We start from the raw sequence: 12,250 nt of genomic DNA on the forward strand, positions 1-12,250 counted from the left end.
AACTCCCAGTCTACTCTAACTTAGAAAGTGTAACGTGCCTCAGCAGTCACGTAACGACGCTCGCCGTAGAAGCAATCACCACGGCTCAAACAAGAGGTGGTGTGAACCTCATCGGTCAGGTTTTTCACATTCAGCTGGAATTTCCAGCTTTCCAGGGTGTAACCGATGGTTGCGTCATATAAGGTGTAAGATGGATTCTCTGTAGGGAAATCCGCGAAAATACTATCGTAATAAGCAACTAGAGCGGGATTACTAGCTATGAGTGGATGTGCCACTGTCATTGCATGAACCTTATCTATTCCGGTATAGCTTTCACCTACATAGCGTGCACCTACACCAAACGTAAGCCCCGGAATCCACTCCCCAAAATCATAGTCGCCCCATACAGAAAACTGCCTCTCTGGTACACCTTCGATATCAGTGCCCGACTCAAACGGATTACTGCTCTCTGAATTATCACTGCCTATCTGACTGTAGTTAGCGACTAAAGTAAGGTTACCCCACTTCCCACTAGCTTCAAGCTCTAAACCTTGAATCTCTACTTCACCAACTTGGGTGAATAGACCATCATCACCATATGTTAAGCGATTCTTCTGCTCGATATCAAAGACAGAAGCCGTCATTAGAATATTTGTGCCTTCTGGCTGGTACTTAACTCCGACTTCAACTTGCTCACCCTCAACAGGCTTAAATGAGCGCCCCAATCCATCAGGATCTGACACGACGGGCTCAAACGATTCTGAATAGCTAATATAAGGTGAAATACCGCTCTCAAATGCATACATCAAACCAAAACGCTTGGTGATGGCATCTTCTTTATGGGGGCGTTGATCAACCCAAATTGCATTGCTGTCGGCTTCACTACGAGTTTTATCTTTGCGAATTCCTGTATTAAAAATAAAGTTACCTAGAGTTATTTGATCCTGAAAATAAAAGCCAAGTTGTTCAGTATCCGTAATAGTTTTTGTTCTATCTAGATCTTCCAACCCTTCTGGCACGTAGCCATAGACCGGATCGAAAATATCAATTTTTCCACCGAGACCCCTAACCCTAATAATGCTATCTTCAATTCGAGCATCCTGACTGTCTAAACCAAAGGAAATCTGGTGTTCAAATGGGCCTGTTGTAATTTCGCCAGAAAGGCGTAGATCAAAAATCAAAAGATCGCTTTTCGCATCTTTCATATAGACCGTCCGCGACACTTCACGGATATCTTTCTGTAAACGAAGCTCAGAAGTAAAGTCTGCATACATGGTGTTGTAATCAACTTTACCCTCAGAATAACGAAGACCAGCGTTTACTCCCCAGTTATCGCTAAAGCGGTGATCAACCCACAGACTATAAGCTGTTTGCTCTGTATCGTATTTATCCCAACCTGGTTCACTCAAAAAGACATCGGTTGGGATCTCACCGTTTACGTTATCGACAATAGTACCGCCCCAGGGTAAGAAGGCTGCGGTGGTACCTGTTTCGTCATCTTGATGATTTACAAGGAAAGTAATTTCAGTATCCGCATTGGGACGCCAGGATATAGAAGGCATAAACAGGGTGCTGTTGTCATCGACATGATCAACCTGGGCATCAGCATCACGGGCGTAACCCACTACGCGATAGAGCCACTCTCCATCGCTATCCAAGGCCCCGGTAACGTCGCCAGCAATTACCTTACGATCATAGTCACCGCCCTGCACCATCAGTTCGCCACCAAACTCCTCTTTGGGACGCTTGGAAACCAAGTTGATGATGCCACCTGTAGAACTTTGTCCGTATAGAACAGAAGAAGGCCCTTTGAGGATCTCTACACGTTCAAAGGCAAAGAGGTTTGCCCTCGAACTTGAGTAGCTTCCAAAAATTGACTGAAGACCATCTACAAACATGATCGGCTCTACTGCACGTACCGTGGACCAATCACCGCGAGCATCAACACCAAATAAACCACCATTTACGCCGGCAGAGTACTGCAAGATATCTTGCACAGACTTGGAGCCTGTAACATCAAAGAAGTCTTTGTCACGAAGAGAAATAGAGTAAGGCGTTTCATCCACCGGGATATCCAACTTACCAATAGAGGTCTGGCGATCCAGGTTAAGCTCGCCGGTTACGTTAACCTCTTCGAGAACTTCATTTTTATCTTCGGCAGCAAAAGCTGCAGAGCTGCCTGCGGCAACAGCCAGCGCCAGCAGGGAACGGCTAAGGCCGGAGATAACAGGAGAGGTGTTTTGACGTGAACCTTGGAAACGAGCGGTGCCCATGGGGATCCCTCAACAATCATTGGAAGTTTTGTTGTCGCAGCAGCCGCTGCCAACATTTAATGACGCGGATCTTAATAGGAATCGTTATCACTTACAACATTATTAGAACATTTTTTTACTAATGCAACTCACCAAATAGCCAAGGGCATGTAAACAATCAGACCCAAACCAGGGGTACAAACAGGACTGGCGCAGTAAAAGAGATATGCAGAGGGCCCTAGGCCCGATGGAGGTGATTAATACAGGCAGCCAGTAAAAAGCTGAAATTAGCCAATATTTTTATACTTAGGCGAAGACTTATAACGCAAGCTTGAAGGACCCGGTCAATTTTTAACCGGCTCTTAAGGGAAGGTGAGGCGCCCCGAGTTTCGGGCACCTCTGAAGGTAAAATAATTTTATGCTCCAGCGCGGATTAAACCTCACTGGAGCCAACTGCTAAGGCGTCGGATAGGTATAGCTCGCCTGCAGACCCAAAGGCATACCCAAGTTCCAGTAAAGGACGAGGAACAGGGTCCAGCAAATCAGGAATACCACCGAGTAAGGCAGCATGATAGATACCAGAGTACCTATACCCGTACTCTTCACATATCGCTGACAGTAGACAACCACCAATGGGAAGTAAGGCATCAATGGGGTAATGATGTTGGTAGAGGAATCACCGACTCGGTAGGCCGCCTGGGTCAGGTCTGGGGAGAAGCCAATCTGCATCAACATAGGCACAAAAATCGGAGAGAGCAGCGCCCACTTGGCCGAGGCAGACCCCACAAACAGGTTGATGAACGCCACCAGTACAATGATCCCCATCAGGGTGATCGGGCCCGGTAGGTTCATAGCCGCTAGCAAACCACCCCCCTCTATCGATAACAGGGTGCCAAGACCGGAGCGGGCAAACTCGGAAATAAACAGCGCGCAGAAAAAGGCCATCACGATGTAATACGCCATGGAACCCATGGTCTTGGACATCGCATCAATTACGTCCTTACTCTTTTTAAAGGTCCCTGCCGCAAAGCCAAATACCACACCAGGAATAATAAACAGCAGGAAGATCAGCGGCACAATAGACTTCATCACCGGTGCAGCAAAGGAGGCAAGCTGTCCCTGGGAATCGCGCAGTGCGGAGGTCTCCGGCAACATCCAGGCGATAAGGCCGACGATACCGGCGACCATTACGGTAACCGCAAGGTACATGGCCTTCTTCTCGCGGGCTCCCAGCTCCTGCATTACCGGCATATCTTCTTTATCGCCATCGATGGCAACATTCTTCAGGCGGGGCTCAATCACCTTATCGGTCAGCCACCAGCCCAACATGGTGACCACCAGGCAGGACGCCGAGGTGAAGAACCAATTGTTCAGTGGATTGACCTGAATATCCGGATCAACAATCTGCGCCGCAGTTTGGGTAAATCCCTGAAGCAAGGGATCAATTGCCGAGGGTACAAAGTTCGCCGAGAAACCGCCCGAAACACCGGCAAAGGCGGCGGCAATACCCGCCAGCGGGTGACGACCGGCCGCATAGAAAATCACACCACCCAAGGGGATCACCAGTACATAACCGGCATCTACTGCGGTGTGACTGACAATCGCCACCAGAATCAACATGGGGGTAAGCAGCATCTGTGGCGTTACCGCCAACAGTTTTTTCAGCACTGCATTGATAAAGCCACTCTGTTCCGCGACACCCACACCCAACATCGCCACCAACACTACGCCGAGAGGCGCAAAGCCGGTAAAGGTGGTCACCATACTGGAGAGGAAGCGGGCCAACTCACTACTGGAAAGAAGGTTGGTTACCTGAATTGCTTCCCCCGTGGCTGGATGCAAGGTATCGAAGCTCACACCAGATAGCAGCCAGGACAGCACCCAGATGGCCACCATCAATACCAGGAAGAGTACGGCGGGGTCGGGTAGCTTGTTACCTACTACCTCAATAAAATTCAAGGCCCGGTTGATCCAGCCATTTTTGTTATTGGCATTATCGCCCCCAGCGGGGCTTGCCTGAACGTTTTCCATATCGAAACCTGTACTTTCGTTATTTGTTATTAGAGTGAAAGGCGTGGGAAGAACCTTTTAACAGTAACTTCCCACGTTGTAAAAAAGGCTACTGGCCAATCTTGCGAATACCCACAGCGTGACGCAACTTCTCGATAAACGGTGCCGAGTAGGCACGGGCCTTGGCTGCGCCCTTCTCCAACTCTTCTTCAATTTGGGAGGGATTCTCTAGCAGAGAGTTATAGCGTTCACGCGCCTCGCCAATCTGGCCATTGACCAGCTCGAATAGCTGCTTCTTGGCCTCTCCCCAGGCGATACCCTCTTCGAACGCCTTACGCATTTCCGCGGTCTGCTCCTGGGTAGCAAAGGCCTGCCAAATTTGGAAAACCGTAGAAGTATCTGGGTCTTTGGGCTCGCCCGGCTCCAGAAGGTTGGTCTTGATCTTATTAATATGCTTTTTCAGCTTTTTCTCTGGCAGGAATAAGGGGATGGTATTGCCATAGCTCTTGCTCATTTTGCGACCATCCAGCCCCTGCAGCACCGCCACATGGTCGTCCACTACCGCCTCTGGCAGGGAAAAATGCTCACCATAGTGGTGGTTGAAGCGCTGTGCGATATCGCGGGCCATCTCAATATGCTGCACTTGGTCCTTACCCACTGGCACCTTGTTGGCATTGAACATCAATATGTCTGCAGCCATTAGGATCGGGTAGCTATAGAGACCCATGGTGACGCCAAAATCAGAATCCTCACCATCAGCACGGTTGGCATCCACGGCGGCCTTATAGGCATGGGCACGATTCATCAAGCCTTTGCCGGTCATGCAGGTGAGTAGCCAGGTCAGCTCGGGGATCTCATGAATATCGGATTGACGATAGAAAACCACATTGTCGGTGTTGAGGCCCAGGGCCAACCAGGTCGCAGCAATTTCCAGGGTGGATTGATGTACCTGTTCCGGGTCCTGGCACTTGATCAACGCGTGGTAATCCGCCAGGAAATAAAAAGACTGGTTGTTCTCATCCTGGCTTGCCGCGATAGCCGGGCGGATCGCACCAACATAGTTACCCAGGTGGGGAGTACCGGTGGTCGTGATACCGGTCAATACGCGCTGTTTGCTCATAAATCCTTCGTTTTCCGTACTGAGTTCAGGCAATAAAGGAAGAATCATAACCTGTTCGCGCCTGGGGTTGTATCAGCCGAGGGCATCCGCTTCCAGACCTTTGCCCGCCTCTCTAGTGCTCCACCTGTGGTCCGCGTGGCTCAGTTGCTATCCACAGAGGGGCCAGCTCCACCAGAGAACTGCCTGCGATACTGACTGGGAGAGATCCCAAAGGTTCTGCGAAAGTGGTGGCGCAGAGTGGTACTACTCTCAAAACCCGCCATGTGGGCAGCACCATCGACTGTCAGCTCGCCAGATTCCAGTGATTTCTGTACCACCCGCAAACGCTGCTGGATCAGCCACTCCTTTGGTGAGGTCCCCATTGATTGGCGAAACTTTCTATCAAAACTGCGACGGGAAAGATGCGCCTGGTTGGCCCAAACATCCACCGTAAATGACTCCTGCAGATTGGCCAGAGCCCAATCTAGCGCACTGGCAAAGTAATCCGGTCGCTTGGCCACCGGAGCCTCAATAAATTGAGCCTGTCCCCCCTGCCGGTGAGGGGCCATTACCAAGCGCCTGGCTATTGCGTTAGCCAATTCAAAACCATAGGTGCGCCGCAGAAACTCGATACCCAGATCAATAGCCGCAGAACTGCCGGCGGCGCAAGCCAATTGATCATGCCAAACGTAGAGCACATCGCCCACATACTCCACGCTCGGGAAACGCTGCCGAAAAGACTCCGCATAGCGCCAGTGTGTTGTGGCCTCCCTACCCGCCAGCAGGCCGAGTTCCGCGGGAAGAAAAGCACCGGAGCAAAAGGTCAGGATTTGGCGCCCAGCCGCGGCAAACTCAGTAACCGCTCGGTGAACGCGCGCCACATAGGTATCTCTTGGGAGCAACACTGTAGGCCAGTTGGGGATCACAAGCAGATCAAATTCCATCAAACTATTTACCTGACGGCACTGCAGTGCAAGCCCTCCACTCGTTGCAGGGGCAGCCTCAGCAAAAGTAACCACCTCACCACTATAGAGCTCTTCTGTCTCAGGGCGGCTTAGGCAGAACAGCTCTGTAGCACACCCCAATTCAAACAGTGCAACTTGGTTGTGCGCCAATATAGCTACACGCATAGCTTCCTGCTTTATTGTCATAGGGTTATCCAATTCGTACCGCATCCAGCAAACGGCAAAGAAAATTGTGAATGGCGTAAAGTTAGCGTTTATTGGCTTTCAAGCCAATCGCTATAGAAAGCAATTGCGAGCAAACTATTGTTCAGGCAGTGAAATTGGGAGGATATTCTCTAGATAGGTATCTAACCTAAACTCACTGATCTTTTAAGTACTCATAAGCACTCAGCACCGGAAAATACCTATAGAGAAAGCCTATGTATCAATTATTTATTGGAAATAAAAACTATTCTTCCTGGTCTCTAAGGCCCTGGTTATTAATGCACCACCTGGAAATACCATTTAACGAAAAACTGGTTACTTTTGAGGAAGGCGGCAGCTGGGAAAAGTTTCACAGTTTCTCACCAAGCGGACAGGTGCCCTGCCTGAAAACGGAAGAAACCACGATTTGGGACTCTCTGGCGATCACCGAATATATCGCTGAAGACTTCCCTCAAGTCTGGGCTAGCGATCGAATAACCCGAGCCTGGTCTCGTAGTGCTTCGGCAGAAATGCACTCTGGTTTTTCCGCCCTGAGAAATATCTGCCCAATGAATTGCGGCCTGAAAGTAGAATTGTATGAAGTCTCAGCTCCCCTACAAAAAGATATTCATCGGATTGACGAGCTCTGGACTGAAGGACTTCAGAAATTTGGAGGCCCATTTCTCGCAGGGAAAGAATTCACTGCAGTCGACGCCTTCTTCGCTCCAGTTACAATAAGGGCAGAAAATTACAACTTGCCCTTCAGTGAAGACGCAAAGCAATATATTAAATTGATTCACAGCCTTCCCTCAATGCAAAAATGGATAGCCGATGCCATTAACGAACCATGGAGAGAGTCAGCCCATGAGGAAGAGGCACGGAACTCTGGAACAATAATAACGGATTTGCGCCAACAATAAATGATAACGGCTTACTATATAAGAAACCTTTTCCTTGATACGAAGCCATCTGTATTTAGCACTACAATTCGATACCCAGCATGACAACCCCGGTGCAGCAAAGTAAAGCTGCGCCGGCAATTACTCTATGGCAGAATATCTTCTAGAAAAAATAGCCCTTTGGAGCTTCCCCTTAAGAATTTCTCCCTTAAAACAAATAAAGACAGTAACTGCTAGCACTTAAGACCATAATGTTACAAACAAAGCAAGATGCACCGTTAAACAGTACACCTGGATTTATAACAGGCACCCAACCTATAAAATTCTTCGAATTTTCAGGCCTGATACTAGAATGCCAATTCAGCCAGGAAAGCTATCAAGACAGCCTGTTCACCACACTCGCCATCCATTTCCCAGATGAAATCGCTAAGGCTTGCCAAAAGCGTAAGGCCGAGTTTCTAGCGGGCAGATATTGTGCACATCTTGCGCTCCAGCAATTTGGACATATTGAGACACATGTACCCATTGGCCCCAATCGAAGCCCCCAATGGCCAACAGATACACCAGGCTCTATTACTCACACCCATGACCTTGCCATTTGTGCACTCAACGATAAGCCCAAAGCTATTGGTATTGATTACGAGCCCACAATATCCACAGAAACTGCGAGAGAAATAAAAAACCTTATCGTTAATCAAGCAGAAGAAACTCGCCTCTCTCAAACAGGTTTACCACTTGAGCAATGGCTGACTATTGCTTTCTCCCTCAAAGAGAGTTTATTTAAGGCCCTCTATCCCACAGTCAAACAATACTTCGATTTTCTCGATGCAGAAATTCAAGATATCGACTGCAAAAACAAAAAAATAGCATTAACATTAAATCGTGATTTATGCCCCGAGGCCATAAAAGGCCAGCGATTTTTGGGGGCCTACAATTCCTACAGAGAAGGTTTTATTACACTGCTTGAATGTTAAAAATTCCTGAAGCTACTCCTGCCTGTGAAAGTTAATATCCGGCTTTCTCATAAGGCCCAAGGTTTCGACGATAAACCAAGAGCTTCCGCTCAAAGGAGCAGACACAGACCCCGTCTTGGTTGAGAGCCCTGGAACTAATATGTAAAAGCCCCTGATCCGGGCGCGACTTGGACTTTCGCTTACCCAGAATTTCTGATTCCAAATACAGGGTATCTCCCGCGTAAACAGCTTTAACTTTACATTCTGTCATACTCAGGTTGGCCACGACCTTACCGAAAGTACGGGTTGTTAATGCCATTACGCTCAACACAAAAGTCTCTGGCACTCTTACCCGATCACCATAAACTCTACGCGCATAGCGTTGGTCCGCATATCCAGGACTTAAGTCGAAAGAGTGGCGCGCATAATTTAAACAGCTGGCCTCAGAGAAAGTATGACCCGGACGGTGCTCAAATATCTGGCCTACTTCAAAGTCCTCATAGTCGACACCACAGGTTTCGATATAGGTATTTGGCTCAACTTCCCTTAGGAAATGTAAGGAATCCTTCACAGACCTCTCCCATTTGCAACAGAAGCTAATAGTTTTTTGCCGAAAATGGCAGATGATCTCGCTTGTAAATCAGCATACTACATCGCATCTCACAAGTTATTTGTTGATCTTGATTAGTGCTACGAAGTGCAACCTCAATCAAACCGGATTCTGAATCCTTCAAATTTGCACCAACAAACAGCACTTCAGTCTCTACATACAAAGTGTCCCCACCAAACACAGGGGCCAACATATCTATACTGCTCCACTCCACTATACGTTTGCGACGATAATAAGTTTTCCAGGTCAGCCCCATTAAGCGTTGAATAATCAAGGTGGTATCGACAAGAGGGCGCTTAAATTCTGTCTGTTTGGCGTAATGCGCATCGAAATGGATCATCGCCTGATTAAACGTATTAATACACTCTTCCACATTATCCTGCTGACTAATTGTTACACCTGGTCGATGGCGAAAAACCTGACCCACTTTGAAATCTTCAAAATCCAGTCCGTAACGCTCACGGTAGCGATTATTGCCAAGCTGAATATAAGCGGGAAAACAAAACCGATCCATAGAACCCTCTTGAGGTTTTTATACAATCAAATGCTCAAAAACTGCTACCTTTCGGGGAGAGAGACTAATTTTAGGGCTCGCTCTATCACTGGCCAATCCACCATACGCCCATCAACCACCAATACCCTACTGGGATTTGCTTTAAAGGCCTGAACTATTTCATGAGCACTCTGCAAAGAGTCTTCTGTAGGGGAAAACCCTTGATGAATTGGAGCAATCTGCCTTGGGTTTAAAGCCACTTTTCCGCTAAAGCCCAAAGCGGCTACACGTTGAGCCTCAAGCAACAATCCCTCAGTGTCTTCCAAATCAAGACGTGGACCATCTATCGCGCCGATATTTGCGTAGATTGTCGCCTGTAGAATACGGCTCCTGGCATAGAACAAAGAGTCCCAGCTCATATCAGCACCAATTTCTGTACAGAAACCTTCAGAACCAAAAACAATAGCCAACACATTCTTAGAAGTGGCTATTTCTCTACTATTTTGCAAACCTTTAGCCGTTTCAATTAGGGGTAACAAACCAATTGATTGTTCGACTGGCTTTATTAATTGATTTAACCAAGCTATTTCCTCAGCAGACTCCACCTTAGGGAGCAGAATAATATCGGGCTTTGATACCTGCTCCAGTACCAACAACACATCCCTGAGCCCCGATTCAGAGCTCAGTGGATTAATCTTCAATACCCGCAGACCGTCAGAGGACGTGAAAAGATTCCTTACATTCTGCCAGGCAGCTTCTTTGATCCCCGGTGTGATGGCATCTTCCAAATCCACACAAGCTATATCCGCGCCACCAGCAACTGCTTTCCGATACCAACTGGGGCGAGCGGCAGGCACAAATAAAATACTGCGACAATGAAATTTATTCTTTAAGTGCATGGCATTAATCTTCAACTGTCGGGCTTTTACTCCCTTACCACTTCCATATCCAGGCATAGTAGCAGCCAGTTACACCCCTAAATAAAGGGATTGAATTAAAAATGCTATTAATGCCCCCAAAAGCATAGAAGTTAACTTTCAGAGACTGAAAATGCATACGCATGAGGCACTTTATTCAAAAGACTTCGCGCTTAGCCACCCTAAGATTCCACCCATCAATAGCAAAAATAATTAGAATGTCACTGTATGCTTCCCTCTAACGAGGTACTGGTAGTTACTGTAGGAAAACCTGAGACAGACGCAACTGGCACTCGTTACCCGACCAATTTAAGTGCAGAAATCATTAAGGTGGAAGATATTCCCAATGGAAGAAATATTGCCAGAGGAGTTGTCCAGCAATCTTGTAGACTTCAAAAAACACTAAAAAATTAAAAGATTGGCCCAAGATACCTACTCAACAAGCTCCTACTGACCTAGCTATAATGTAAAGCAGGTATTAAAACTCCTTTTACCACTGATACCTGACGGATTCCTTTTGTATCCATAGATAGCGGACGCGAGATAAGTATCTTAGCGTAGGCGATACACTGCAATGATGAGATAGTGAAATTCAGGCGGGCCCACTTCTGGGCAAGGATAATCAATACACCCCAAAGAAATGAATTACTTTGTAACGGAAATAGGCCGACTAGTTCAGCAGGCAGCTATTGAAGAGTAAAAATTTTGGATGCGCTGTAATGCAGAAAAATATGGTAAGTACGTAAGCTACCCTTGAAGCTCAAACCCTTCTGACAATAGTAACTCCCTCAAGGGATTCCACTGATCTTGTGGCAGTGAAATGGACATCGTCACCTTGCTGGCATAACCCGCCTGCCCACAATTCCCCTGGTAACGAGCCACCAAATAGCGAAGGCGGGATTCCTGGGCAAAATCACAGCTCACGGAAACTTCCTGTAACGGTACAAAAGCCTCCAGGTTCGCTGCCTGCAAAGCGGCACCCACCGATCCCCGATAGGCACGCATCAGACCACCAACACCTAACTTGGTCCCACCAAAATAGCGAGTCACAATAGCCCCTACATTGCCAATCCCCTGCTTGAGGAGCAATTCCAGCATCGGGCGCCCCGCACTGCCTCCGGGCTCACCATCATCATCGGCTTGCATCGTGTCGGGATTGGCCGGATTGCCGATAACAAGCGCCGTGCAGTGATGGCTGGCATCCGGGTATTGTTTGCGAATCTGGCTGAGCTGAAATTGAAAAGCCGCCTTATCTGTTACTGGCCCAAGCCAACAAATAAAACGGCTTTTCTTTTCTTCGGTCTCACTGACAACGGGAGACGAGGGAATCTGATAGGTCACCGGCAAAGGCATCCCAAGGCTGGTTTTTTAATTTTTCAAATAGGGGCTGTAATTTGGTCTGCCACACTTTGTCGTCCACCACACCAACATGTTTACAGCGGATAGTGCCCTCTGCATCCACCAGGAAGGTTTCAGGAGCACCGAACACACCCAAATCCAGCGCCAAGCGCCCATCCCTGTCGGCAACACTAAAGAGGTAGGGATTGTGGAATTTATCCAACCATTTGAGAGCCGCCGAATCATCATCTTTGAGGTTCACACCAACAATTGGCACGCCCTGCTCTGCCAGAGCATTTAGGTAGGGATGCTCAACCCGGCAAGCCACACACCAGGTGGCCCATACATTAAGCAGGTGCGGCCCCTTGGGCAGGTCTCCCTTTTGCACCACCTGATTGTTATCGGCAACCTTTTCCAGGGAAAACTCTGGCACCGGCTTGTTTAGCAGTGCCGAAGGCATTTCCTGCGGGTTCAAGAACAAGCCACGCCAGAACAGCAACGCCAGGGCGACAAAAATAATCAGAGGCAAAAAGAGTTTTAATCTCGACATTT

General features: G+C 48.0%; 11 protein-coding genes. 2 read left to right on the forward strand and 9 right to left on the reverse strand.

The window, feature by feature from the left end; translation table 11 throughout:
* Window positions 1-20 precede the first annotated feature (20 nt).
* The 4 genes from ACJJID_RS10465 to ACJJID_RS10480 all read right to left on the reverse strand — a co-directional run bounded on the left by ACJJID_RS10465 (window position 21) and on the right by ACJJID_RS10480 (window position 6,491).
* Complete coding sequence (locus tag ACJJID_RS10465) at window positions 21-2,252, reverse strand: TonB-dependent siderophore receptor (protein ID WP_444919439.1); 2,232 nt, start codon at window positions 2,250-2,252, stop codon at window positions 21-23.
* Between the two features lie 435 nt (window positions 2,253-2,687).
* Entirely contained in the window at window positions 2,688-4,262 is a 1,575-nt protein-coding gene (locus ACJJID_RS10470; protein WP_444919440.1) for an AbgT family transporter, read from the reverse strand.
* An 88-nt stretch (window positions 4,263-4,350) separates the two neighbouring features.
* Window positions 4,351-5,361 (reverse strand): tryptophan--tRNA ligase, encoded by a 1,011-nt coding sequence (locus tag ACJJID_RS10475; RefSeq protein ID WP_444919441.1) that lies wholly within the window; start codon window positions 5,359-5,361, stop codon window positions 4,351-4,353.
* Between the two features lie 140 nt (window positions 5,362-5,501).
* On the reverse strand, window positions 5,502-6,491 hold the full coding sequence (locus ACJJID_RS10480; protein WP_444919442.1) for a helix-turn-helix domain-containing protein: 990 nt from the start codon (window positions 6,489-6,491) through the stop codon (window positions 5,502-5,504).
* Between the two features lie 233 nt (window positions 6,492-6,724).
* Between ACJJID_RS10480 and ACJJID_RS10485 the strand changes: the two genes are divergently transcribed.
* On the forward strand, window positions 6,725-7,408 hold the full coding sequence (locus ACJJID_RS10485) for a glutathione S-transferase family protein (protein WP_444919443.1): 684 nt from the start codon (window positions 6,725-6,727) through the stop codon (window positions 7,406-7,408).
* Window positions 7,409-7,638: 230 nt separating this feature from the next.
* Window positions 7,639-8,361, forward strand: coding sequence for a 4'-phosphopantetheinyl transferase family protein (locus ACJJID_RS10490; protein ID WP_444919444.1), 723 nt, complete (start codon window positions 7,639-7,641; stop codon window positions 8,359-8,361).
* 31 nt (window positions 8,362-8,392) lie between these two features.
* On the opposite strand, the gene ACJJID_RS10495 is transcribed toward ACJJID_RS10490, so the two are convergent.
* The 5 genes from ACJJID_RS10495 to ACJJID_RS10515 all read right to left on the reverse strand — a co-directional run bounded on the left by ACJJID_RS10495 (window position 8,393) and on the right by ACJJID_RS10515 (window position 12,248).
* Entirely contained in the window at window positions 8,393-8,911 is a 519-nt protein-coding gene (locus ACJJID_RS10495; protein WP_444919445.1) for a MaoC family dehydratase, read from the reverse strand.
* Window positions 8,912-8,936: 25 nt separating this feature from the next.
* Window positions 8,937-9,464, reverse strand: coding sequence for a MaoC family dehydratase (locus tag ACJJID_RS10500; RefSeq protein ID WP_444919446.1), 528 nt, complete (start codon window positions 9,462-9,464; stop codon window positions 8,937-8,939).
* Window positions 9,465-9,508: 44 nt separating this feature from the next.
* A complete protein-coding gene (locus tag ACJJID_RS10505; RefSeq protein WP_444919447.1) occupies window positions 9,509-10,357 on the reverse strand; it encodes an HpcH/HpaI aldolase/citrate lyase family protein in 849 nt (282 codons plus the stop codon).
* Between the two features lie 750 nt (window positions 10,358-11,107).
* On the reverse strand, window positions 11,108-11,701 hold the full coding sequence (locus ACJJID_RS10510; RefSeq protein ID WP_444919448.1) for a YigZ family protein: 594 nt from the start codon (window positions 11,699-11,701) through the stop codon (window positions 11,108-11,110).
* Complete coding sequence (locus ACJJID_RS10515) at window positions 11,664-12,248, reverse strand: DsbE family thiol:disulfide interchange protein (RefSeq protein WP_152454148.1); 585 nt, start codon at window positions 12,246-12,248, stop codon at window positions 11,664-11,666. Before ACJJID_RS10515 ends, ACJJID_RS10510 begins: the two co-directional genes overlap by 38 nt.
* Window positions 12,249-12,250: the final 2 nt, after the last annotated feature.

Source organism: Microbulbifer sp. CnH-101-G (assembly GCF_052466775.1).

Coding starts and splice junctions, on each gene's coding strand:
- ACJJID_RS10465 (WP_444919439.1), bottom strand. CDS start 2,252: ATGGGCACCGCTCGTTTCCAAGGTTCACGTCAAAACACCTCTCCTGTT.
- ACJJID_RS10470 (WP_444919440.1), bottom strand. CDS start 4,262: ATGGAAAACGTTCAGGCAAGCCCCGCTGGGGGCGATAATGCCAATAAC.
- ACJJID_RS10475 (WP_444919441.1), bottom strand. CDS start 5,361: ATGAGCAAACAGCGCGTATTGACCGGTATCACGACCACCGGTACTCCC.
- ACJJID_RS10480 (WP_444919442.1), bottom strand. CDS start 6,491: ATGACAATAAAGCAGGAAGCTATGCGTGTAGCTATATTGGCGCACAAC.
- ACJJID_RS10485 (WP_444919443.1), top strand. CDS start 6,725: ATGTATCAATTATTTATTGGAAATAAAAACTATTCTTCCTGGTCTCTA.
- ACJJID_RS10490 (WP_444919444.1), top strand. CDS start 7,639: ATGTTACAAACAAAGCAAGATGCACCGTTAAACAGTACACCTGGATTT.
- ACJJID_RS10500 (WP_444919446.1), bottom strand. CDS start 9,464: ATGGATCGGTTTTGTTTTCCCGCTTATATTCAGCTTGGCAATAATCGC.
- ACJJID_RS10515 (WP_152454148.1), bottom strand. CDS start 12,248: ATGTCGAGATTAAAACTCTTTTTGCCTCTGATTATTTTTGTCGCCCTG.